26 protein-coding genes are annotated in these 23,634 nt (G+C 52.5%); 23 read left to right on the forward strand and 3 right to left on the reverse strand.

The genetic code is table 11. From position 1 onward, the window contains the following. Positions 1–45: 45 nt before the first annotated feature. Genes cobO through C7R94_RS04115 form a run of 20 tightly spaced genes read left to right on the forward strand, consistent with a single transcriptional unit; the run spans position 46 to position 19,087 of the window. Positions 46–594 carry a cob(I)yrinic acid a,c-diamide adenosyltransferase gene (gene cobO, locus C7R94_RS04020; protein ID WP_017247397.1) on the forward strand — a complete coding sequence of 183 codons (549 nt, stop codon included), beginning with the start codon at positions 46–48 and terminating at the stop codon, positions 592–594. Beyond that, positions 591–1,706, forward strand: a complete 1,116-nt coding sequence (cobD, locus tag C7R94_RS04025) for a threonine-phosphate decarboxylase CobD (protein ID WP_106778569.1) — start codon at positions 591–593, stop codon at positions 1,704–1,706. Before cobO ends, cobD begins: the two co-directional genes overlap by 4 nt. Continuing rightward, entirely contained in the window at positions 1,703–2,242 is a 540-nt protein-coding gene (gene cobU, locus C7R94_RS04030) for a bifunctional adenosylcobinamide kinase/adenosylcobinamide-phosphate guanylyltransferase (RefSeq protein WP_106778570.1), read from the forward strand. The genes cobD and cobU overlap by 4 nt, the downstream gene beginning before the upstream one ends. Beyond that, complete coding sequence (cobS, locus tag C7R94_RS04035; RefSeq protein WP_106778571.1) at positions 2,239–2,979, forward strand: adenosylcobinamide-GDP ribazoletransferase; 741 nt, start codon at positions 2,239–2,241, stop codon at positions 2,977–2,979. Before cobU ends, cobS begins: the two co-directional genes overlap by 4 nt. Continuing rightward, positions 2,976–3,608 carry a histidine phosphatase family protein gene (locus C7R94_RS04040; protein ID WP_106778572.1) on the forward strand — a complete coding sequence of 211 codons (633 nt, stop codon included), beginning with the start codon at positions 2,976–2,978 and terminating at the stop codon, positions 3,606–3,608. Before cobS ends, C7R94_RS04040 begins: the two co-directional genes overlap by 4 nt. After that, positions 3,605–4,555 carry an adenosylcobinamide-phosphate synthase CbiB gene (gene cbiB, locus C7R94_RS04045; RefSeq protein WP_106778573.1) on the forward strand — a complete coding sequence of 317 codons (951 nt, stop codon included), beginning with the start codon at positions 3,605–3,607 and terminating at the stop codon, positions 4,553–4,555. Before C7R94_RS04040 ends, cbiB begins: the two co-directional genes overlap by 4 nt. A gap of 27 nt (positions 4,556–4,582) precedes the next feature. Then, the gene (gene cobJ / locus C7R94_RS04050; protein WP_106778574.1) at positions 4,583–6,340 is read left to right on the forward strand and encodes a precorrin-3B C(17)-methyltransferase; all 1,758 of its coding nucleotides are present in this window, start codon (positions 4,583–4,585) and stop codon (positions 6,338–6,340) included. Positions 6,341–6,377: 37 nt separating this feature from the next. Continuing rightward, positions 6,378–7,319 carry a sirohydrochlorin chelatase gene (locus tag C7R94_RS04055; RefSeq protein ID WP_106778575.1) on the forward strand — a complete coding sequence of 314 codons (942 nt, stop codon included), beginning with the start codon at positions 6,378–6,380 and terminating at the stop codon, positions 7,317–7,319. 12 nt (positions 7,320–7,331) lie between these two features. Next, positions 7,332–8,105, forward strand: a complete 774-nt coding sequence (gene cobK, locus C7R94_RS04060) for a precorrin-6A reductase (RefSeq protein WP_106778576.1) — start codon at positions 7,332–7,334, stop codon at positions 8,103–8,105. A gap of 2 nt (positions 8,106–8,107) precedes the next feature. Continuing rightward, positions 8,108–8,758, forward strand: a complete 651-nt coding sequence (locus C7R94_RS04065; protein WP_106655678.1) for a precorrin-8X methylmutase — start codon at positions 8,108–8,110, stop codon at positions 8,756–8,758. Positions 8,759–8,762: 4 nt separating this feature from the next. Then, on the forward strand, positions 8,763–9,899 hold the full coding sequence (locus C7R94_RS04070; protein WP_047070508.1) for a cobalt-precorrin-5B (C(1))-methyltransferase: 1,137 nt from the start codon (positions 8,763–8,765) through the stop codon (positions 9,897–9,899). After that, positions 9,862–11,091 carry a precorrin-6y C5,15-methyltransferase (decarboxylating) subunit CbiE gene (gene cbiE / locus C7R94_RS04075; protein ID WP_106778577.1) on the forward strand — a complete coding sequence of 410 codons (1,230 nt, stop codon included), beginning with the start codon at positions 9,862–9,864 and terminating at the stop codon, positions 11,089–11,091. Before C7R94_RS04070 ends, cbiE begins: the two co-directional genes overlap by 38 nt. Next, on the forward strand, positions 11,088–11,798 hold the full coding sequence (gene cobI, locus C7R94_RS04080; protein WP_047070510.1) for a precorrin-2 C(20)-methyltransferase: 711 nt from the start codon (positions 11,088–11,090) through the stop codon (positions 11,796–11,798). The genes cbiE and cobI overlap by 4 nt, the downstream gene beginning before the upstream one ends. Further along, positions 11,798–12,577 carry a precorrin-4 C(11)-methyltransferase gene (cobM, locus tag C7R94_RS04085; RefSeq protein ID WP_106778578.1) on the forward strand — a complete coding sequence of 260 codons (780 nt, stop codon included), beginning with the start codon at positions 11,798–11,800 and terminating at the stop codon, positions 12,575–12,577. The genes cobI and cobM overlap by 1 nt, the downstream gene beginning before the upstream one ends. After that, a complete protein-coding gene (locus tag C7R94_RS04090; protein WP_106778579.1) occupies positions 12,577–13,722 on the forward strand; it encodes a cobalt-precorrin 5A hydrolase in 1,146 nt (381 codons plus the stop codon). Before cobM ends, C7R94_RS04090 begins: the two co-directional genes overlap by 1 nt. Beyond that, positions 13,719–15,095: a cobyrinic acid a,c-diamide synthase CobB gene (locus tag C7R94_RS04095; protein WP_106778580.1), complete on the forward strand. Its 1,377-nt coding sequence runs from the start codon at positions 13,719–13,721 to the stop codon at positions 15,093–15,095. The genes C7R94_RS04090 and C7R94_RS04095 overlap by 4 nt, the downstream gene beginning before the upstream one ends. Further along, on the forward strand, positions 15,088–16,605 hold the full coding sequence (locus tag C7R94_RS04100) for a cobyric acid synthase (protein ID WP_106778581.1): 1,518 nt from the start codon (positions 15,088–15,090) through the stop codon (positions 16,603–16,605). The genes C7R94_RS04095 and C7R94_RS04100 overlap by 8 nt, the downstream gene beginning before the upstream one ends. Then, complete coding sequence (cobT, locus tag C7R94_RS04105; RefSeq protein WP_106778582.1) at positions 16,605–17,645, forward strand: nicotinate-nucleotide--dimethylbenzimidazole phosphoribosyltransferase; 1,041 nt, start codon at positions 16,605–16,607, stop codon at positions 17,643–17,645. Before C7R94_RS04100 ends, cobT begins: the two co-directional genes overlap by 1 nt. Beyond that, positions 17,642–18,427 carry a uroporphyrinogen-III C-methyltransferase gene (cobA, locus tag C7R94_RS04110; RefSeq protein WP_047070516.1) on the forward strand — a complete coding sequence of 262 codons (786 nt, stop codon included), beginning with the start codon at positions 17,642–17,644 and terminating at the stop codon, positions 18,425–18,427. The genes cobT and cobA overlap by 4 nt, the downstream gene beginning before the upstream one ends. 24 nt (positions 18,428–18,451) lie before the next feature. After that, positions 18,452–19,087, forward strand: a complete 636-nt coding sequence (locus C7R94_RS04115) for a precorrin-2 dehydrogenase/sirohydrochlorin ferrochelatase family protein (RefSeq protein WP_106778583.1) — start codon at positions 18,452–18,454, stop codon at positions 19,085–19,087. Positions 19,088–19,140: 53 nt separating this feature from the next. On the opposite strand, the gene C7R94_RS04120 is transcribed toward C7R94_RS04115, so the two are convergent. Beyond that, entirely contained in the window at positions 19,141–19,920 is a 780-nt protein-coding gene (locus tag C7R94_RS04120; protein WP_106778584.1) for a GNAT family N-acetyltransferase, read from the reverse strand. 90 nt (positions 19,921–20,010) lie between these two features. Between C7R94_RS04120 and C7R94_RS04125 the strand changes: the two genes are divergently transcribed. Further along, positions 20,011–20,706: a hypothetical protein gene (locus C7R94_RS04125; RefSeq protein WP_106778585.1), complete on the forward strand. Its 696-nt coding sequence runs from the start codon at positions 20,011–20,013 to the stop codon at positions 20,704–20,706. Next, positions 20,690–21,250 (forward strand): peroxiredoxin family protein, encoded by a 561-nt coding sequence (locus tag C7R94_RS04130; RefSeq protein WP_106778586.1) that lies wholly within the window; start codon positions 20,690–20,692, stop codon positions 21,248–21,250. The genes C7R94_RS04125 and C7R94_RS04130 overlap by 17 nt, the downstream gene beginning before the upstream one ends. 47 nt (positions 21,251–21,297) lie before the next feature. Here the strand turns inward: C7R94_RS04130 and C7R94_RS04135 are convergent, their stop codons facing one another. Further along, positions 21,298–22,530 (reverse strand): cation:proton antiporter, encoded by a 1,233-nt coding sequence (locus tag C7R94_RS04135; RefSeq protein WP_106778587.1) that lies wholly within the window; start codon positions 22,528–22,530, stop codon positions 21,298–21,300. Between the two features lie 2 nt (positions 22,531–22,532). Beyond that, positions 22,533–23,030, reverse strand: a complete 498-nt coding sequence (locus C7R94_RS04140; protein ID WP_106778588.1) for a cation:proton antiporter regulatory subunit — start codon at positions 23,028–23,030, stop codon at positions 22,533–22,535. A 327-nt stretch (positions 23,031–23,357) separates the two neighbouring features. Between C7R94_RS04140 and C7R94_RS04145 the strand changes: the two genes are divergently transcribed. Next, on the forward strand, positions 23,358–23,612 hold the full coding sequence (locus tag C7R94_RS04145) for a hypothetical protein (protein ID WP_047070523.1): 255 nt from the start codon (positions 23,358–23,360) through the stop codon (positions 23,610–23,612). Positions 23,613–23,634 lie beyond the last annotated feature (22 nt).

The raw sequence follows: 23,634 nt of genomic DNA on the forward strand, positions 1-23,634 counted from the left end.
GATGGAACAGCGGAGTAAAATACGTCACTTTTTGAGGTGGTCAGGATGGAGAAAAACGATAAGAAGCGGGGCTTGACCCTCGTTTACACAGGAGACGGCAAAGGAAAAACAACAGCAGCAGTCGGGTTGGCTGTGCGAGCGACAGGGCGCGGGAAAAAGGTGCTGATGGTTCAATTCATCAAGTCGCCGGAGCGAACATACGGAGAAAAGATTATTTTCGATAAATTGGGCATTGAAATCGTGCAAATGGGCGTCGGCTTCACCTGGACGAAGACACCGGAGGAGCATCGTCAGGCATTGAAAGAAGCTTGGGCTTTTGCGAGCGAGAAGCTCTCTTCCGGCGCGTACGATGTCGTTATTTTGGATGAGCTGAATAATGCATTGGCGATTGACCGCTTCCCGATTGACGATGTGTTGCCACTGTCCGATGTGTTGGAAGCGATTCAAAACAGGCCAAGTCATATCCACCTCGTGATTACGGGACGGGCAGCAAAGCAGGAGATTTTGGACATCGCAGATTTGGTGACAGAGATGAAGCCAATCAAGCATTACTACGATGAAGGGATTCCAGCTGTGCTGGGGGTAGAGTTTTGACAAGCGCAGGTGTAATAGAAACGTACGGTCATGGTGGAGACCTGCTGAGCGCAGCGCAGCGCTTTGGTCGAGAGCCTGGGCAGTTTCTGGATTACAGTGCCAATATTAATCCGCTAGGGATGCCAGCAAGCGTCCGTGAGTTGCTGCTGGCTTCGTTGGCTGCTGTAGCGCATTACCCAGACCCTGGACATCGTGTGTTTCGTCGTGCGCTGGCGAAACGGCTGCAAGTGCCGGAGGAATGGTTGCTGCCTGCCAATGGTGCAGCGGAGGCAATGGCATTGGCCATCCTCGGTCTTTCGCCGCAAACAGTTGGTGTGGTATATCCTTGCTTTTCGGAATACGCGCAACTTTCCGAGCAGTATGGAGCCCGTGTCATTGGCTGCTTTGGGAAGGAAACGAACGGGTACAAGCCTGATCCTGCAGAGCTGTACACGCTTTTTACGCAGTCTGATCTCGTATTTGTCGGGTCACCAAACAATCCGACAGGAATCCTGTATCAGCCGGATGAGCTGCGCCAAATGGCGGAATGGACGAAAGAGACCAATACGTGGCTCATCGTGGATGAGGCTTTTCTCGACTTTGTGGAGGAGGAGCGGCAGTATACATTGGCGATGCAGCTGGAGCGCTTTCCCCGTGTGATTTTGATGCGTTCGATGACGAAAATGTACGCGATTCCGGGATTGCGCCTGGGCTATGCGATTGCGCATCCGGATGTCATTGCGAAAATGCGCCAAAAGCAAGTGACCTGGAGCGTGAATGCACTGGCCCTTTTGGCAGGCGAATTGTGCTTGCAGGAGCAGGCATACGAGGAACAGACGCGCAGGCTCATAAAAGAAGAACGTGCGTATTTGACTGATTGCATCCGCAGTGAGTTGGGCTGGCAGGTATGGCCTTCTGAGGCAAACTTTTTGCTGCTGCGCACGCCGGAAGGATTGACAGCCGAACAATTGCAGGCACGGCTCGGCAAAAAAGGCGTATTGATCCGCAACTGTGCGATGTATCCCGGTTTGACCGCACATGATGTGAGAATCGCCGTGCGTGAACGAGCGGAAAATGAACGGCTTCTGGCAGCGCTTCGCGAGGTCCATGCGGAAGGAAGTGAACAGCGATGAGCTTGGTGCTGGTAACAGGCGGTGTCCGTTCAGGAAAAAGCCGCTACGCGGAAGAGCTTGCGATGAAGTTGAGCAGTCGAGTCCTGTACGTGGCGACAGGCAAGGCCTGGGATGATGAAATGAAGCAGAGAATCGAGCTGCATCAAGCACGTCGTCCGTTGGAATGGGGCTGTGTGGAGGTAGGAGAGCGGTTAACCGATTACCACGCATTTCGTGAGCAGTATGATGTGGTGCTGATCGATTGTCTGTCCACTTGGGTGAGTAATCGATTGATGAGCGTGGATGAGTCGGAATGGAGAAGTGCTTCACACACGCAAGCCCTGTTGCAGGAGGCAGAGGCATGGCTGTCCCTCGTTCAGAATTCCCCTCAAAAAGTCATTGCTGTCACAAGCGAGGTCGGATTGGGCGGGATAGCCTTGAGTCGTTTGGGCAGATGGTTCGCGGATGTGCTGGGCGATGTCAATCAGAGAAGTGCGCGACAAGCGGACGCCGTCTACGCGGTTTTGTCAGGGATACCGTGGAGGATCAAAGGATGAATGCATTTTTACACGCGATCTCGTTTTTTACGCGTATTCCGGTTCCATGGCTTCGTCCTTCAGAGGAGGCGTGGAGAAAAAGCGTCAATTGGTATCCCGCAGTTGGTGTAGTCATCGGTTTATTGCTATGGGGTGTGCATCAGGCAGGACTGGCGTTGTTTAGTCCATGGATCGCCGCTATTTTGACGCTGATCGCATGGGTCTACGTGACCGGTGGTCTTCATATGGATGGGTGGATGGACCTCGCGGATGGTCTTGGCAGCAGTAGACCGAGAGAGCAAATCCTTGCGATTATGAAGGACAGCCGCGTAGGTGCGATGGGCGTTCTTGCTGCGATTATGCTGTTGCTGATCAAGGCGGGTGCAGTCGCGGAGCTCGCACATCCGGGATGGGGCAGCTTTTTGATTGTAGCACCAGTAGCAGCGCGGACACATGTGCTTTTGGCGATCAAGCTCTGGCCGTATCTTTCGGCGGACAAAGGAATCGGAAAAGGCATCAGTGCCGGGCTTTCCGCTTCCTCTATCATCGTGAGCTACATCATCGTGTTTGCCGCAGGATGGTATCTTGGGGGCTTGCAGGTCATCACGGCTATTTTCCTGTCGCTGTTGTTCGCTCTATGGTTTTCACGCTCGGTTGCCAAAAAACTAGGCGGTTTAAACGGAGACTGCTACGGGGCTGTTATTGAAAGCAGTGAAGCGGTCGTTCTGCTGGTGTTAGTCGGGAGCTGGTGGTTATGAAGCTAGTTTGGATACGTCACGGGGAGACAGACAGCAATCGTGAGCATCGATATTTGGGGCACAGCGACGTTTCTTTGAATGAACACGGGCATCTACACGCGAGTGATTTGGCCAAGGAATTACCAGTGCTCATCGGGCGACCTGCTGCGATTTACTCGAGCGACCTGCTCAGATGCGTGCAGACTGCAGAACCACTCGCAGCTGCTTGGGGGCTATCGGTTATTTCGGAGCCAGCCTTGCGAGAGCTGTCTTTTGGTGAGTGGGAGCTGATGACCTACGATGAGTTGATGCAGTCGGACCCTGTGCGTGCCACGAGGTGGTACGACGATCCTTTTCGAAATCGGCCTCCACGAGGGGAGAGTCTGGAAGAGTTAGGAATGCGCATGGATCGTTGGCTACGCTCCCTGTTGGAGGGAGCGGGCGAGGACGAGGCCTCCGGTACAGTCGTCATCGTCACACATGGCGGCGTGATCCGCTGGTTCCAGGCCGCGTGGCTCGAAAACAATCCTGACCGATATTGGCAGGTCGATGGCATTAAGCATGGGGAGGCTCTGGTAGCGGAATGCTTGGATGCGGCAGGGCAGAGTTGGATGCGACAACCCCTGAAGAGTAAGAGAGGGACAACATGACAGAAGTATGGATACTATGCGCGGCTTACTTGATTGATCGGGTGATAGGAGACCCCCGGAGCTTGCCGCATCCAGTGATCATCATGGGCTGGTGGATTACACGATTGGAACGGGTCATACGTTCTCTCGTCAAAGAGGAGTCGCATTTGAAGCTGGCAGGAGTCCTGTTCCCGCTCGTGATCGTTGGCGGCAGCTACGCTGTTGTTTGGCTGCTTTTGTGGGGAGCGGCGTTCATCCATCCGGTGCTTGCCTGGATCTTGGGTGCCTGGTTGATTTCCACGACGATCGCGACAAAAGGCTTGGCCGATGCCGGTATGGAGATTGCCCGCCATCTCGCGGCTGGGGATATGGAAGCGGCGAGACGCTCCTTGTCCATGGTAGTCGGACGCGATACAGAGCGGCTAGATGAACCGGAAGTATGTCGGGGAGCGGTGGAAACCGTGGCGGAAAACATTGTCGATGCGATCGTCTCTCCGCTGATTTACGCAGCGATTGGGGGAGCACCGTTGGCAATGGCGTACCGAGCCGCCAACACCCTCGACTCCATGGTTGGCTATAAAAACGAGAGGTATCTGAATCTGGGCTGGGCCTCTGCCCGCTTTGACGATGTACTGAACTACATACCCGCCCGTTTAACAGCTTTGTTACTCGTTGCAGCAAGCTGGCTGCAGCGATTGGATGGGAAGCGGTGCTGGGCAATGATCAGAAGAGATGCGCATTTGCATCCGAGTCCAAACAGCGGTTTGCCGGAAGCCGGAGTCGCTGGAGCATTAGGCGTGCAGCTCGGGGGACTGAATTATTACCAAGGTGTTGCGTCGAATCGGGCAAAAATGGGAGATGCGAAGCGACTATTGCAGGCAAGTGATATTGTCGCGACGATTCGTTTGATGTATCTCGTTTCGCTCTTATGTCTGCTCGTTAGCGTGATGATATCGATTTTATTATAAACAGGAAGCGAAAAGGGGAGGGGCCTTATGAGCGGCAAATTGTTTGTGATCGGGTTTGGTCCAGGAAGTTTTGAGCATATCACCAAGCGGGCGCGGGAAGCTCTGCAGGAGTCCGATGTCATTATCGGCTATTCCACCTACGTAGACTTGATCCGCGGACTTTTGACGAATCAGCAAATCGTCAGCACAGGGATGACGGAAGAAGTGGCGCGTGCACGAGAAGCCGTGCGTCAGGCGGAAGAGGAAGGCAAAAAGGTAGCGGTCATTTCCAGTGGGGACTCAGGTGTTTACGGGATGGCAGGTCTCGTATACGAGGTGTTGGTGGAAAAAGGCTGGACAGAAGCTACCGGCGTACCCATCGAAATCGTACCGGGCATCTCGGCGATCAATTCCTGTGGGGCGATCCTCGGTGCGCCTATCATGCACGACGCATGCACGATCAGTCTGAGCGATCACTTGACGCCGTGGGAACTGATTGCCAAACGAATTGACGCAGCAGGGATGGCTGACTTTGTTATCGCGTTGTACAACCCGCGCAGTGGACGACGCACACGCCAGATCGTCGAAGCGCAGCGCATTCTTTTGCAGTACCGTTCACCAGATACCCCGGTCGGTATCGTGAAAAGTGCCTATCGCGAACGCGAAACGGTTGTCGTGACGACGCTGGCGCAAATGCTGGAGCATGATATCGGCATGTTGACCACCGTGATTATTGGAAATACATCGACGTTTGTCTACGACGGCAAAATGATTACGCCGCGAGGCTACCAGCGCAAATATACGCTGTCTGCCGATGAGCAGCCACTGAAGCCGCATCAGCGTCTGCGTGTAGAAAATGAGCCTTGGTCGCTCGAGGCCTCCGAGGAGAGTCTTGCGTCAACTCCGGCAGCACCAGCAACACCGAAGGCAGAAAGACCAGTAGCTGTGACCGAGGACAGCGTAACGGCTACAGAGCCGGCAAATCGTGCAGCAACAAGCACGGCAGTACTGGAAGCGCCGCCTGTAACAGAAGAATCGGCACCAAAAGCGCCTTTCGCATGGGCCATGGAGGCGTTGACGGCTATCAATGCGGCGAAAGGCATTGAAACCAAGCCAGCTGTAGGCCAAGTCCATCGTCCGGTATCTACCTTTACGCCAGAGATGATTTTCGAATGCGCGGTAAGTCCTGGTGTTGCCAACAAAAAAATCACGCCGCAGCAAATGATGGCGATTGCCGAAGTGGCTGGCGAAAAAGGCGAGATCGAATACACCCCACACCACCAAATGATTTTGCGCGTGCCGACTGCCAACCCTGACAGCATCACGAGCCGCTTGCGAGAGCTTGGACTCATACTCAGCCCGATCGGAGACGTTTTGCAGGTAAAAGCGTGTGATTTCTGCGACGGCGAGAAAAAAGACAGCATTCCTTATGCTGACGAGCTGCACCAAAAGCTGGGTGGAAAAGAAATGCCGAAGGAGCTGAAGATCGGCTTCAACGGCTGCGGGATGGCGTGCTATGGCGCGGTTCAAGAGGATATCGGGATCGTATTCCGCAAAGGAAAGTTCGATTTATTCCTGGGAGCAAAAACGGTGGGACGCAATGCACACTCCGGTATTCCGGTAGCAGAAGGCATTGAAAAAGAAGAGATTGTTCCACTCGTGGAGCGAATCGTGAACCGATTCAAAAAAGAAGCATTTCCGAACGAGCGGTTCCACAAGTTTTTCCAACGTGTAGGCGAGCTGGAGGGCTTCGCATGGTACGAGCCAGCAAAAGCTGAAATCGAGAATGCTGCATGCGGAGATTAATGCAAGAACACCGAATAAAAAACGAGGGGGACATAAAATGGACGCAGTATTATTTGTAGGTCATGGAAGCAAGGACCCGGAAGGCAATGAAGAGATTCGCCAGTTTGTGGCGACGCTAACACCGGACTTGGATGTACCGATTATCGAGACGTGCTTTCTGGAGTTTGCCCGTCCTGATATGCTGCAAGGCTTGAATACCTGCGTGGCACGGGGTGCAACCCGCGTGGCGGTGATTCCAATCATCCTGTTCTCTGCCGGACATGCAAAAATTCATATTCCAGCTGCCATCGACGAGGCGAAGGAGCTGCACCCACACGTTCAGTTCATCTACGGACGCCCGATCGGCATTCACGACGAAGTCATCAATATTTTGACCGCTCGCATGGAAGAGGCAGGCTTTGCCTCCGGGGAAGACCACGATGACCTGGCTGTACTCGTAATCGGACGCGGCAGCAGCGATGCAGATGCCAATAGCGATATTTACAAAATGTCCCGACTGTTCTGGGAGCGCTACAAAGCCAAGTGGGTAGAGACCGCCTTTATGGGCGTGACGTATCCACTGTACGACGAGGGTGTTGAGCGTTGTCTGAAGCTGGGTGCGAAGCGCATCGTTCTCTTGCCGTACTTCTTGTTCACAGGTGTGTTGATCAAACGGATGAGCGACCAGCTGGAGAAGTTCCGTGAGCAATATCCAGAAGCCCAGTTCGAAATGGCCGAGTATTTTGGCTTCCATCCGTTGTTGAAAGAAGTGCTCAAGGATCGTGTGATGGAAGCGTTGCAAGGTGAAGTGAAGCTGAACTGTGATACCTGTCAGTACAGGCTGGCAGCGATGGAGCACATCGATCATCACCATCACCACCACGATGACGAGCATGGGCATCATCACCACCATGGTCACCACCACCATCATCACGATCATGATCACGATCACGATCATGACCATGACCATGATCACAAGCATGACCACGTTACCAAGTAGGAGGGAGACAGCATGATTCTGGTACTGGCTGGAACGAGCGACGCACGCGAGTTGGCTTTGCAAATCAAGAACAAGGGCTACGAGCTGTTGACGACGGTCGTCACTGACAATGCTGCGAAAAGTATGGAGGAAGCAGGTGTTCCTGTCCAGGTCGGACGCCTGACTGCCGACGATATCCAGCAGCTGATCCAAGACAGAGCGGTCCAATGCGTGGTCGACGCGAGTCATCCCTTCGCAGAGGAAGCCTCCAAAAACGCCATGGCAGGAGCGCAGGGCGCGGGAGTCCCCTACATTCGTTACGAGCGGGAAAGCCTCTCCTCACCGGGCAGTGAAAAGCTGATTGTGGTAGAAGACTACGTCCAGGCGGCTGAGCTGGCGGCAGAAAAGCGCGGCGTCATCATGCTGACGACAGGCAGCAAAACGCTGAAAACGTTCACGGATCGGCTGTTGGGCTTGCCGGACACGACCCTGGTAGCACGCATGCTGCCGCGTCTTGACAATATGCAGAAATGCGAAGAGCTCGGTGTCGAGCAAAAAAACATTGTCGCGATGCAAGGTCCTTTTTCCAAGGAGCTGAACAAAGCGCTCTACGATCATTATGGTGTCACGCTGATGATTACCAAGGAGAGCGGCAAGGTAGGCGCTTTTGACGAAAAGGTGGAAGCGGCACTGGAAATGGGCATCGAAACAATCGTCATCGGTCGTCCAAAGATCGATTATGGAACGAAGTTTTCGGATTACGCCAGCGTGCTGGGCGAACTCAAACAAGTGACTGGAGGAAACTAACCATGGATTTCAAAACGGAATTTAAACCGATGACCGTACAACCGCAAGAGATTGAGGACTTGAGCTTTCAAATCATTACAGATGAGCTGGGCGAGCATTCTTTTACGGAAGAACAATATCCAGTAGTACAACGCGTCATTCACGCATCCGCAGACTTTGATCTTGGACGCAGCCTTGTTTTCCACCCGGACGCAGTAAAATCGGGAATCGAAGCGATCCGTAGCGGCAAAATCGTCGTAGCAGATGTACAGATGGTGCAAGTCGGCATCAGCAAAAACCGCATTGAAAAATTCGGCGGACAAGTGAAGGTGTACATCTCTGACCGCGATGTGATGGAAGAGGCGAAGCGCCTGAATACGACCCGTGCGATCATTTCCATGCGCAAAGCAATCAAGGAAGCGGATGGCGGAATCTTTTGCATCGGAAACGCACCTACGGCACTCCTGGAGCTGATCCGCATGGTGAAGGAAGGCGAAGCAAAGCCAGGTCTGGTGATCGGGATGCCAGTTGGCTTTGTATCTGCGGCAGAATCCAAGGAAGAGCTGGCGAAGCTCGATATCCCATTCATCACAAACATGGGACGCAAAGGCGGAAGTCCAGTAACAGTAGCAGCATTGAATGCCATTTCGATCATGGCGGAACGGTTGGGCTAATAAGATGGCAGCCAAAGCAGCAACGGACGAAAAAGAGGCAAAGCCCCTCCGCCACGGATATACGACTGGATCATGCGCAACGGCGACGACCAAGGCTGCTTTGATCGCGCTGATTACTCAGGAAGAGCAAAGCCAAGCGACGATTCGCCTGCCAATCGGTGAGGACGTCACCTTTCAGATGGAGAGCTGTGAGTTTTCATTGGAGAAGGCGACCGCAAGCACGATCAAAGATGGGGGAGACGATCCAGACGCGACACACGGTGCCCTTATTCTCTCAACCGTGGAATGGTCGGATGAGCCCGGCATTATTTTGGATGGCGGACTCGGAGTGGGACGGGTGACCAAGCCAGGGTTGCCCGTTCCGATTGGCGAGGCAGCGATCAATCCCGTCCCGCGTAAAATGATCAGGGAAACCGCGCAGGCTGTTCTGGATGAGTACGGGACCCAGCGTGGGGTCAAAATCGTCATCTCCGTGCCTGCGGGCGAGGAAATCGCCAAAAAAACATTGAATGGACGACTCGGCATACTCGGCGGCATCTCCATATTGGGGACGCGTGGAATCGTGGTGCCGTTTTCCACTTCTGCTTACAAGGCGAGTGTGGCGCAAGCGGTCAACGTCGCAAAGGAAGCCGGCTGCGATCATATTGTGCTGTCGACAGGCGGAAAGAGTGAATCCTACGGGGTCGCTACTTATCCTGAGCTGTCGGAAGAAGCATTCGTGGAAATGGGCGATTTCGTCGGCTTTTCCCTCAAGCAGTGCAAGAACAAGGGTATGCGCAAAGTGACCTTGGTCGGGATGATGGGCAAGTTTTCCAAGGTAGCGCAGGGCGTCATGATGGTTCATTCCAAAAGCGCACCCGTCGATTTCGGCTTCCTCGCTCAAATGGCAGCAGATGCAGGAGCTTCGCAGGAGCGTATTGACGAAATTTTGGGAGCTAACACCGCTTCGCAGGTAGGCGATATGATGGTGGACACGCCCGCCTTTTTCGAGATCATGTGCGAAAACTGCTGTCGCGCTGCATTAAAGGAAGTGGGCGGCGGCATCGAGGTCGAAACCATTATCATCACAATGAAAGGGTCCCTATTGGGAAGGGTGACGATCAATGACACAGGCGATGAAAGTAATTGGAATCGGGGATGATGGACAGCAGAGCCTGCTGCCGTTGTACCGGACTTGGATAGAGGAAAGTGAACTGTTGGTTGGAGGAGAGCGGCACCTCAGCTTTTTCCCGGAGTATACAGGGGAAAAGCGTGTACTGAAGGGTGGTCTGACTGCCATGGTGGAGGAGCTGCGTACGGAGACGCGCAAGACGGTCATTCTGGCGTCAGGCGACCCGCTCTTTTACGGAATTGGCGGCTTACTTGCGAAAAAACTGAACGTGGAGATTTACCCGCACCTAAGCTCCATCCAGCTCGCCTTTGCCAAAATGGGCGAAGCATGGCAGGATGCGACACTGGCTAGTGTGCACGGACGCAGTATCAAAGGTCTGGCACAGAGGATCGACGGGAAGGAAAAGGTCGCACTGTTGACGGATCGGGAAAACTCGCCAGCAGCGATCGCCCGCTATCTCCTTTCGTTCCAAATGACCGAGTACGATGCGTTCGTGGCGGAGAATCTGGGTAGCGCGGAAGAGCGGACAGGCTGGTATTCCCTTGAGGAAATGGCAGATGGAATCTTCTCTGATCTGAATGTCGTGATTTTGAAAAAACGCCGTCCAAACCCGGTATGGCCGTTTGGAATCGCAGACGAGGAGTTTTCCCAGCGCAAGCCGGACAAGGGACTCATTACGAAAAAAGAAGTGCGCATTTTAAGCATTGCGCAACTGCAACTGCATGCGAAAAGCATCGTCTGGGACATCGGCACCTGCACAGGCTCTGTCGCCATTGAAGCGGCACGAATTGCGCGTGAGGGTGAAGTGTATGGCGTAGAGAAGAACGCGGACGATCTGGAAAACTGCCGCCAGAACATGGCGAAGTTTCGCACGGATTTAACAGTGGTGGGCGCACGTGCCCCACAAGGCTTGGATGAGTTCCCCGACCCGGATGCCGTATTTATCGGCGGCAGTGGTGGAGAATTGCGCGAGCTGTTGAACATCTGCTGCACACGACTGCGCCCGAATGGCCGGATTGTGGTGAACGCAGCGACCATTGAGACATTGTACGAAGCGACACAAGCATTCGCGCAGGAAGGATTCGAGACATCGGTGACACTGGCGCAGCTATCGCGGAGCAAGCCGATTTTGTCTCTGACGCGTTTTGAAGCATTGAATCCGATCTACATCATTACGGCCTGGGCCAAGCAGGCAGAAGAACAAGGAGGAGACAGCAAGTGACTAAGATCGGAACATTGTACGGACTGGGCGTAGGTCCCGGCGACCCTGAATTGATTACCGTCAAAGCATTTCGTCTATTGCAGCAATCGCCAGTGGTTGCGTACCCGAAAAAACGGATGGGCAGCAAGAGCTACGCGCATCAAATCGCAGAGCTGTACGTGCAGTCACCAGACAAGGAAATGCTCGGACTCGTATTCCCGATGACGCGGGACAAAGAGATTTTGGAGCGCGAGTGGAACAACACAGTGGAGATCGTCTGGGAGCGCCTGTCTGAAGGCAAGGATGTCGCTTTTGTAACGGAAGGCGATCCGATGTTTTACAGCACGTTTATCCATATGATGCGCGTCATGCACGAGGAGCACCCGGAAGTGCCAATCGTGACCGTACCAGGGGTCTCTTCGTTTCTGGGAGCAGCTTCCCGCTTTAATCTGCCACTGGCGGATGGCGACGAGCAGATCGGCATCATCCCGGCAACAGAAGACAAGGAAGCCATGCGCAAAGCGCTTGAGAACCACGATACCGTCGTGTTCCTGAAGGTAGCGAAAGTACTGCCAATGATCATTGGCTTGCTGAAAGAAATGGGGCTGGCTGAAAAGGCAGCGGTAGCGACCAAGGTCACTTCCTCCGAGGAAATGGTTTGGACCGATATGCGTGAACTGGAGCGGGCAGAGCTTAGCTATCTTACACTGATGGTGGTGAAAAAGTAATGAAACTGTACATAGTAGGAGCGGGTCCCGGCGACCCTGATTTGATTACGGTAAAAGGCTTGAAGCTGCTGCAAAAGGCAGACGTCATTATGTATACCGACTCTCTCGTGAACGAGGAGTTGGTTGCGCTCGGTAATCCGAATGCAGAAGTACTGCAAAGCTCGGGTATGGCATTGGAAGAAATGGTAGAACAATTGGTAGAACGGATTAGCAGTGGAAAAACAGTCGTACGTCTGCATACAGGTGATCCGTCCATTTATGGCGCGATCATGGAACAGATCGCCCTATTAAAAGAAAAAGGCATCGAGGTAGAAATCGTTCCAGGTGTGAGCTCGGTATTTGCGGCAGCGGCAGCAGTAGGCGCCGAGCTGACGATTCCTGATCTGACACAGACGATTATCCTCACCCGTGCGGAAGGTCGCACACCGGTACCAGAAAGAGAAAAGCTGTGTGCGCTCGCTGAGCATCATTGCACGTTGGCTCTGTACCTTAGTGCGACTTTGACGAAAAAGGTAGTCCGTGAGCTGATCGAAGCTGGTTGGAGCGAGGATACCCCAGTAGCCGTCGTACAACGTGCAAGCTGGCCGGATCAATTGATCGTTCGTACTACGCTGAAAAATTTGGACGAGGACATGGGCAAAAACGGCATTCGCAAGCACGCGATGATTTTGGCTGGCTGGGCTCTGGACCCGAATATCCACGACAAGAGCGAGCAGTACCGTTCCAAGCTGTACGATAAAACCTTTACACACGGGTTCAGAAAAGGTGTGAAGGAATAATGAAGATCATCGAACTGATCGAGGGAGAAATTCCTGTTATCGAGCAGCGCGGAGACTATGCGATCGTCGCAATCACGAAGCACGGGGTAGAGATGGCGCGGGACCTGGCACAGAAATTCCCTGGGACAGATCTGTACTACATGAGCAAGTTCGAGCACGGAGATGAGGAAGCGCGCGGCATCCAGCTGTTTTCCAACAGTGTACGGATGCTGTTTCCCGCTCTCTGGCCTGCTTATAAAGGTTTAATCATCATTATTTCACTGGGTGCGGTTATTCGGATGATCGCACCTTTGCTCGAAGACAAAAAGAAAGACCCGGGTGTCGTCGTCGTCGATGACCGTGGGGAGAATGTCATCAGTGTGCTGTCCGGTCATTTAGGCGGTGCCAATGAGCTGGCTCGCGAGGTAGCGGCTGTCATGGGTGCTCGTCCGATTATCACCACAGCATCTGATGTACAAAAGACGATTCCGGTCGATCTATTCGGTAGACGTTTTGGCTGGGAGTGGGATTCCGCTGAAAAGCTGACCCCTGTCAGTGCTTCTGTTGTAAATGAGGAGCGCGTAGCCGTCATCAATGAATCCGGTGAACGCGACTGGTGGATGCATGACACACCGATGCCGCCGTCCATCAAGGAATACGCAACAATCGCTGAGGCCAGAGCCGATCAGCCGCAAGCTGCTCTCGTCGTTTCTCATCGCCTGCTTACACCGGAGGAACAATCGATTTTGGACAATGGCGTCCTTTATCGTCCGAAGGTAATCGTGCTCGGGATGGGCTGCAACCGAGGAACCTCCGCAGAGGAGATCGAGGCAGTCATCAAGGAAACGCTGGATGAACTGCAATTTTCGATTAAAAGTGTTAAAGCGCTGGCGACCATCGAGCTGAAAAAGGATGAAGCGGGTCTCATCGCCGTTTGCGAAAAATACGGCTGGCCGTTCGTCTGGTATTCGCCGGAAGAATTAAACAAGGTCGAAATCAGCGATCCGTCTGATACCGTCTTCAAGTTCACGGGAGCGTACGGAGTGAGTGAGCCTGCCGCGAAGCTGTACGCTGGCGTGGGCGAACTCGTTTTGACCAAGAAGAAGTCGGGCAATACCACCATTTCGGTCGGATTGATGCCCTATCACGAGGAGGAGCGCGCATGACGGATAGCCGCCGTATTGTGATTGCCGGAACAGGCAGCGGAGCGGGTAAGACAACCGTTACCATCGGACTGATGGCTGCTCTGAAAAGAAAAGGGCATACCGTTCAGGGCTTCAAGTGCGGACCTGACTACATCGATCCTACGTATCATACGGCTGTGACGGGCAGAGCCTCACGCAATCTGGACAGCTTTATGCTGGAGCACGAGATCGTGAAGGAGATCTTTGTCCGCGGCAGCGAGGGTGCGGACATCTCGATTATCGAGGGTGTCATGGGCATGTACGATGGCAAGGAAGCGACCAGCGATAAAGGCAGTACGGCAGAAATTAGCATCCTGACTGGCTCTCCGGTTTTGTTGGTGGTCAATTGTCAGAGCATGGCGCGCAGTGCGGCTGCGATTGTCAAAGGCTTTCAATTGCTTAATCCACAGGCGAGAATCGTCGGTGTCATCGCGAACAAGGTCGGCAGTGAAGGGCATCACAAAATCGTGAAGGCAGCGATCGAGCAGGAATGCGGGATTCCGGTCGTGGGCTACCTGAAGCGGGAAAACGAGCTGGAAATACCGGAACGTCATCTCGGATTGGTGCCATCTGTCGAGCGTGGAGAGTTGACTCCTTTGTTTGAAAAGCTGGCTGATCTGATTGCACAGACAGTCGATTTGGAGCAAATCTGGGAACTGGCAAAGGCAGAGCCGCTGCAAGCGGAACCTACCCTGTTTGCTCCGCGAAAAGCATCTGCCAATGTCACTATTGCTGTAGCGAAGGACCCTGCTTTTCATTTTTACTATCCGGAAAATTTGGAGCTGCTCGAAGCATATGGCGCGAAGCTCGCGTTCTTTTCTCCGTTAGCCGGAGAGGGAGTGCCTGAGGATGCGGACGGATTGTACATCGGGGGAGGCTTCCCGGAGGAATTTGCAGCAGAGCTGTCGCAAAATGAAGCAGTAAAACAATCGATCCGATCTGCGATCACAAAAGGCTTGCCTACCTTGGCTGAGTGCGGCGGCTACATGTTTTTGACAGAGGCAATCGTGACGACAGAGGGCGACAGCTATCCAATGGTGGAGCTCATCCCGGGAAAGGTGACCATGCAGAAAAAGCTCGCAGCGCTTGGCTATCGGGAAGTGCGCGGCAAGGAAGGCAATTTCTTGCTCGGCACCGAAGAACAGGCAAAGGGGCATGAATTCCACTACTCTACGTATGCCTCGGATCAACAATTGCCGACAGCCTACGAAACAAAAGGACTTCGCGGCACGAAGCCGGAGGGCTATGCCAAGGATAATCTGGTCGCAGGCTATACTCACCTGCATTTCGGCTCCAATCCCGAACTGGTTGAGCGTTGGCTGAACCGATGCGCGGAGGTGGCCGCTCGTGCCTAAAGCCCTCCCGTTGATGGTGCAAGGTACCAGCTCGGATGCAGGAAAAAGTGCGATTGCAACAGCGCTGTGCCGGATTTTTGCCCAAGATGGCTACAAGACAGCTCCATTCAAATCGCAAAATATGGCCCTGAATTCCTACGTCACGCTGGATGGAAAAGAAATCGGGCGGGCACAGGGCGTTCAGGCAGAGGCAGCGGGGATTCTGGCAACGACTGACATGAACCCCATTTTGATCAAGCCGACGCGAGATTCCGAATCGCAAATTGTCGTCAACGGCGAGCCATACGGTAACATGAAGGCTTTTGCCTATCGGACGGAATTTTATGACGAGGGCTTGCGTGTCATTGAGGAAGCGTATCAACGACTTGCCAGCACCTATGAGCGGGTCGTCATCGAAGGGGCTGGCAGTCCGGCAGAGGTCAATCTAAATGACCGCGAGCTCGTCAATATGCGGGTCGCTCGTCTCACGAACGCGCCCGTCATTTTGGTGGCAGACATCGAGCGTGGGGGTGTGTTTGCCAGCTTGGTCGGTACCCTCCAGCTGCTCGAGCCCGAAGATCGGGACCGCGTGATCGGCGTCATTATCAATCGTTTTCGCGGTGATTTGACACTTTTGCAGCCGGGGCTGGACTGGTTCGAGGAGTATACGGGCAAGCCTGTCCTTGGTGTCGTGCCATTTATTCCAGACTTGTGGATCGATGCGGAGGATTCGTTGATTTTGCATCGCTATCAAGGTCAGCGTGAGACACCGCGTGAGATTGACATTGCGGTTTTGCGCTACCCGCGAATTTCCAACTTTACAGATGTGGACCCGTTTTTTGTAGAGCCGGATTGCCGGATGCGCTTTGTGACACGTTTGGAAGAGCTGGGTGAACCTGACCTGATTGTCTTGCCGGGCAGCAAGAATACACTCGAGGATTTGCAGTTCTTGCGAGAGACAGGTCTTGCCGCGGCGGTCAATGACCTTCATCATAAAGGGAAGACGTATATCGTCGGATTGTGCGGCGGCTATCAAATGCTGGGAGAAGCCATTCATGATCCGGCTGGGGTCGAGTCTCCGTTGCAGCAGCTTGATGGGCTGAGTCTCATCCCGATGATCACGACGATGGAGCAGAAGAAAACGACCGTTTTGTCCCGCGGAGAAGCTGTTTTCGCGAAGGAAAAGCTGTCGGTGGAAGGCTACGAAATTCACATGGGGCAATCCGCTTATTCGCGAAATGATTTTCCTTTTATCCAGATGGAGGGGCGTACAGAGGGCTATTGTCAGGAGGAGCGGCAGTTGATCGGCACGTATTTTCATGGCCTGTTCCACAATGACCACTTCCGCACACTGTTGCTGAATGCCATCCGTGAGAAAAAAGGTCTCCCCCCCATCACCGATCGCCCATCTTTTGTGGCTCTACGAGAGCAGGGGTACGATCTGTTGGCGGATACCGTTCGCCGCCATGTGAAGTTGGATACGATCGAAGAGTACATGAAGGCTTTTCAAGAAAAAGAGGTGCAGGTGTAATGTCAGTCATTTATCCGGCGATTGAGCCACGAAATCAGGAAGCAAGTGAGCAAACGAGACAGCATGTGGATCAGTTAACCAAACCGCTTGGCAGCCTTGGTCGCTTGGAGCAATTGGCTATTGAGCTGGCTGGGATGACAGGTGAGACAATGCCTGTTGTGACACCGCCGGGCGTGCTTGTTTTTGCGGCCGATCACGGTGTGGCACGGGAAGGTGTCTCTGCCTATCCGCAGGAAGTGACAGCGCAGATGGTGCTGAATATGATTCATGGCGGAGCTGGAGTCAACGTCTTTGCCAGACAGATCGGAGCCATTCAAAAAATCGTAGATGTCGGTGTAGCGGTCGAGGTCGAAGCACCGGGTGTTTATAATAAGCGAATCAGAGCAGGCTCAGGCAATATGCTGAAAGAAGCTGCGATGACCGCAGACGAAGCGCAGCGCTCCATCGAAGTTGGCCTCGAGATGGCTGAAGTGATGATCGGGGAAGGCGCCAAAGTCTTGATCGTCGGTGAAGTGGGCATTGGCAACACGACAGCGAGCAGTGCGATCCTGTCGGCCTTAACCGGAGCTGATCCTGAGCAAATCGTCGGACGGGGAACAGGGCTGGATGATGCAGGCTGGCAGCGAAAAAAGGCAGTTGTTCGTGAAGCACTCGCCTTGCATCGCCCGGATGCAACCAATCCGTTGGACGTTTTGGCAAAAGTCGGCGGACTGGAAATTGGAGCAATGGCAGGGGCGATCATGGGAGCAGCCTCTCGCCGTGTCCCTGTGCTGCTGGACGGCTTTATCGCTACGGTAGCGGCTTTGCTTGCTGTTCGAATGGAGCCACTCGTTGCTGATTACTTGATCGCGGGTCACCGTTCTGAGGAGCCAGGGCATGATTTTGTCCTGCAGGCATTAGGCAAGGAGCCACTGCTTAGCCTGAATTTGCGACTGGGCGAAGGAAGTGGAGCAGCATTGGCGTTTCCAATCGTGGAAGCAGCGACACGGATGGTTCGTGAGATGGCGACATTTGCATCAGCAGGAGTAAGTGACCGATGAGCGGCGCGGGGAAAGTCTATCTCGTAGGAGCTGGCCCTGGCGATCCAAAGCTGATTACCGTAAAAGGAATGGAATGTCTGCAAAAGGCAGAGGTGGTTGTGTATGATCGTCTGGCAAATCCAGCGCTGCTGGAGTATGCGCCACAGACGGCAGAACGCATCTACTGCGGCAAGCTGCCGGATCATCACACGATGAGACAGGAATCGATTAACGAGCTGTTAGCGGAAAAAGCGCTGGAAGGAAAAGTCGTCGTACGGCTAAAAGGCGGCGATCCTTGTGTGTTTGGCCGTGCGGGAGAAGAAGCGCAGCATTTGGCTGAGCGAGGAATCGCCTTTGAAATCGTCCCGGGAGTAACAGCTGGAATTGCAGCCTCGGCGTACGCAGGTATTCCGGTGACACACCGTGATCACGGATCGTCATTCGCTGTCGTGACGGGACATTTGCGCGAAGACAAGCCAGAGCTGGCGGTAGAAAAATGGAGCGCTCTCGCAAATGGCATCGACACGGTTGCCTTTTACATGGGTGTAGCCAATCTGCCGTTGATCCGCACCCAGTTAATCAAGCACGGACGCGATCCGCATACGCCAGTAGCCGTCATCTCTTGGGGAACACTCCCGCAGCAAGCGGTGGTAACGGGTACCTTGGCTGATATTGAGGAACGTTTGGCCCAAAACAGTCACATCACGAATCCAGCTATCATTCTGGTCGGTGATGTCGTGAAGATGCGTGAGAAAATCAACTGGTTTGAAGCTACGCTTGGAATAGAGCAAGTACAACAATAGAAAGCCGAGGGGAAGGGAACGCTGATGACGCACTATGCCATGATGGTCAATCTACAAAACAAGCGTTGCCTGGTGGTCGGTGGCGGACAGGTAGCCGAGCGGAAAATCGGCAGTCTGCTTGCTGCTGGTGCGGATGTCACCGTAGTGAGTCCCTCCTGTACGGCAACCATCCTTGAATGGGAACACGCTAAGCAGCTGATGGTAGCACTGCGCCCTTTTACCCCACAGGACGTTGAAGAGGCAGTGCTCATCATCGCGGCGACGAGTGATCCCGCCGTCAATCTGGCTGTATACGAAGCGTGCCGTCCGCATCAGTGGATCAATATCGTTGATCGCCCAGACCTCTGTTCCTTTACCGTTCCATCTGTCGTTGCACGTGGAGACTTGCAGATTGCGATCTCTACGGGTGGAAACAACCCGGGACTGGCGAAGAAAATGCGCCGCCAGCTCGAGGAGTGGGTGGGACCGGAATACGAGGACTACACGCTTTTTCTCGGCAGCATGAGAAGACGAGTACTCTCGCTGGCGGTGAGCGAAGCGGATAAACGGGCAATCTTGGCAGAGCTTTTGGACGACCGCTTTTTACAATGGACCAAAAATGGCGAAACCGACCGAAGAGATCGGGAGGCCGAAGCGCTGCTTACCATAATAAAAGAGTAGATCAACGCAAAAATTGGATGGCTCCCACTAAGCTACTTGGTGGGAGCTTTTTTCTAGCTCTTTCGCCAGATCATTTCCAAATGCCTCCCGACCTCTTGAAAGCCGAGCTTTCTGTACATTTCCTGCGGCGTATCATCTGCATAGGTCGTCAAGTACATATGGGTGGCGCCGAGATTTTTGGCGTCCTGCATCATGACTCGAATCATTTCCGTACCGAGTCCTCTACGCTGCCAGGCATCCAGTATAAAAAATTCCTCCATACGAACGAGCTCCTTGTGAAGATGCCATTCACATGCGCCGACGGGCTCCTGATCGACAAAGCACACATACGGGATGATCTCACCGGTTTCATAAACTTCTCTTTTCCGATTCGCCTTACGAACAGCAAAATCAGGATTGATCATAACAGAATCATAAGCAGTAAGGCAGCGAATGCCTGCTTCCATGACGTCAGTAGAATCTCCTCGTAAAACGGAGCATTGTGGATTCGGCGCGAGTTTATCGGCAACCTCCAGCGGAGCGAGCATGTACAGCATCGTATTCACTTCAAACCCAAGCTGGTTGGCGAAAGACACTAACTCTTCTGAAAAAGGTAGCGACGGGTGCAATTCCAGCTTCAAGTGGCTGAGCTGCTGCTCTTTGGCATGTCGAAGCTCTTGCTCGATGTAAGCTTGTATCCAGTCTTGAGTGGGCACCGACATTACTTCTGTATAATTATGGCTATACATGTCCGGGACCGATTCATCACGATATACGCGTACTTGTGGATGCTCCGTTCGCGTAGAAAAAGCAAGGGCATAGCGCTCCTGCAAAGTAGAAATATTCGTGAGCATTCCTTTATTCCCCATTTCCTGATATGGTGATAGTTGTTTGAATACTTGTCTTCCCTAGAGTAAGGCATTTTCCTAAAGGAGGAAACGAAAATGTCGGATGCTTTTCAAATAGGCCCCTTTTTATTGAAAATGAGCATGCTGGCGGTCATTGTTTCGCTTTCGCTCGGCTTTGTGGCTGTATCCGCTCAGCTTAAAAATAACAGAGAAATGAAATCAGCGGTTATTGAGCTGTTGAGTAATGCACTGGTGCTGGCATTTCTCGTTTGGAAGTTCAGCTACGTCCTGTTTTATTTTTCGAAAGCGGTGGAGAATCCCTCAACCATTCTTTACTTTTCCGGGGGAGAAAACGGAGCCATGCTGGCAGTCGTGGCAGTTGCCGTCTACCTCACCAAGACGGTACGCAAAAAAGCGATTCCGGTTCATTTCGTCGCTTTGGGAATGGCGACAGGCTTTCTTGCTGCAACTAGCGTTTACCAACTGCTTACGATCATGTTAGAACAAAGCAGCATGTGGTATCACATACAGCAGGTCGTCATATGCGCCTTCTTTCTTTGGTGGCTGCATCGGGCAAAGGAAGGACTCATTCATTTGGCGACTTGGCTTGCACCCGTAATGTGGTTTGCCATTAGCCAAGTCTATGTGCACTTTTTTGTACCGAATCGAGAAGCTGTGTTTGCAGGACTTTCCGGCGATCAGCTCATGTACTATGCATTCGCTCTCTTGTTGCTCTTTTTGTCCAGACGATTGAAGCCGATAGGGGGAACGACCGATGAAGAAGCAGCATAATGTTTGGGCGATTGTCGTACTCTTGGGGCTTTTGGGATGGGGTATTTTCGATGCGGAAATCTTGAACAGGCAGGAGCCCACCGCTTCATCTGGCGAGCAAGGCAACGGGCAGATTGGAATTGAAAAAGGAAATACCGCTCCAGATTTTGAACTCCAGCAGATAGGTGGCGATACGGTCAAGCTGTCTGATTTACGGGGGAAAAAAGTCATTCTCAATCTGTGGGCGACATGGTGTCCTCCTTGCCGTGCAGAAATGCCGGATATGCAGCGTTACTACGAAGAGAACAAGGAAAAAGGCGTAGTTATTCTCGGGGTCAATCTGACCGATACGGAATCGAGCCCGGAAGCGGTAGCGGATTTCGTGAAGCTGTATGGCATCACCTTCCCGATCTTGCTCGATCCCGATAAAGAAGTGGCGAATGTGTATAAAGCCATTTCGATTCCGACCACCTACATTATTGATTCCAACGGTGTGGTCCAGAATAAATACATCGGCCCGATGAGTGAAGAAGTCATGGAGAACATGTTGTCTGCAATCAAATAGAAAAACCGACAGCAGGCATATTGCTGTCGGTAGTCATACTTCTCTGATTATCCAGCGTCTGCTTTGTTTGCTGGTTCTTTGACGGGTGTCTTTCGATCCAGACGAAACACAGCATTGAGCAACTTGTAAATATGCTTGGATTCCTTGGTCAGCAATGGACCTAAAATAGCGAGAATCAAAACGTAAAGAGCCGCAAATGGTTGCAAAATTTCCATGAGTGCGCCCGCTTTTCCGAGATTAGCCATGATGATGGAGAACTCACCGCGAGATACGATGGTCAGTCCGATATTGGTAGAAGCCTTGGGAGACAATCCGGCACTCCGCCCAGCCAAAAGCCCCGCGACGACGTTACCGAAAAGGGTGAGGGCAACTGCACCAATGGACAACCATACGGCTCCACCTAATGACAATGGATCAATTGTCAAACCAAAGCTGAAGAAGAACATGGCTCCGAAGAAGTCACGAAACGGCAGGATAAGGTGCTCGATGCGCTTCATGTGTTGTGTTTCTGCCAGGACGAGACCTACGAGCAATGCTCCGATGGCTTCGGCAACATGGATCGTTTCGGAAAAACCCGCAATCAGAAACAGAGCGGCAAACACTGTAATCATAAATACTTCGTTTGATTTGATGTTCAATGCCCGATTCAGGAAAGGAACGAGCTTGCGGCCTACGATAATGAGGAGGAGCATGTAGCCGAGTGCAATCAAAGCGGATGAGAGTACGCCAGCAAGGGAAGTTGCACCGCTTAGCACCAAGCCGGACACGATCGAGATATAGACGGCCAAGAATATGTCTTCGAACATGATGATCCCCAAGATCATCTCTGTTTCGCGATTTGCTGTACGTTTGAGATCCACCAGTACTTTTGCCACAATGGCGCTGGAGGAAATAGTGGTAATACCGGCGATAATCAAAACTTCTTTGAGTGGGAATCCAGCGGCCCAACCAAACAAGAGGCCGAGGGTAAAGTTGATGATGATGTAAATGGTACCGCCAACGGCAATAGATCGACCAGCCTTGATCAGGCGGCCTACTGAAAATTCAAGTCCGAGGTAAAACAACAGGAAGAGTACGCCAATTCTGCCCATAAATTCGATGAGCGGGGCGCTTTCAATAAAGCGGAGATCGAACAAACCGATGTCGGGAGCGTGTGGACCCACGATCATCCCGACGAGAATGTAGAAGGGTACGATGGAGAATTTTAACTTCATAGAGAGGAACCCCGCCATTGCTATGAGTGCGAGGGCAAGACCGACTTCAAAAACGATGTGCTCCAATATCACTCACCTCCGTTGCTGAGAATAGTCTTGAGAGCCTTCACCTGCTTCCGTTCACCTGCAACGACCAATGTAGATCCTGTACAAAGGATATACTCGGGGCCGGGATTAATCGTTTGTTTGTGGTCTTTTTCAATAACAGCGATGATGGTAGCACCTGTTTCTTGACGAATGTTGAGTTCCCCAATCGTCTTGCCGATGGCAGGAGCTTTCGATTCAATCTTGTACCATTCGATCATGAGTTTGTCTAACGCAACCTCGACTGTTTCCAGTGCAGATGGTTTGTACGTCAATCCGCCTACGATGGCAGCAATTTGTCTCGCCTCATCATCATCAAGGGTAACCATGGAGATCGTTTCGTCCATATCATCACGGTCAAAGTGGTACATTTCACGGCGGCCGTCATCGTGAATGACGATTACCAGCTTGTCGCCACTTCTGGTTTCGACCTGGTACTTCCTGCCGATTCCTGGTAAATCGGATTCTCTGATCGAGAACATGTAAGATCCTCCTTCGCGCAAAACACTGTATTTGCTTAGATAGCTGCTCTTTTTTACCAGTGAGGCAACAAGTCGTCAATAATTATTTGGAATTATATCCATCCCGGTGATATTTTAGTAATAATCCCCCCGTTGTGCGGATTATTGTCGACATTCATACCTACAACAACCATTATACACGAGATGACGTCATTTTTCTTTAAAATGAAACATTTTTATTAAAAATTGACACACTTATAAACGAACGCGAATATCAACTTTCCTCTAAAACGTGGCCGCTCCTCCATGAGTGGGCTTCGATAGAGGTTATTTTAAGGATGATGAAACATGGCGAACAAACAGTATCGATTAACAGAAGCGGAATGGATCTTTATTCAAGACATGCGGTCCATGGATATGGATGAGCTATTGGACATCGTGATCGCATTGCGCAATGAGGTAAGGGAGCTGGAGAAAAAGGCGGAGCTGATCAGAGAGCGCGAGAAAGAGGGCTGGCAGGAGGAGTATCAGGCAGCACAGAAGCGAATTAATCACCTGCGCCAATTTGAGGTTGAGCTTCGTAAAACATGGCCAAATGACTAAAGCAAAAAGAGGTTCTCTCGGG

It is taken from the genome of Brevibacillus sp. NRRL NRS-603, assembly GCF_003013445.1.
GTDB lineage: Bacteria > Bacillota > Bacilli > Brevibacillales > Brevibacillaceae > Brevibacillus > Brevibacillus formosus.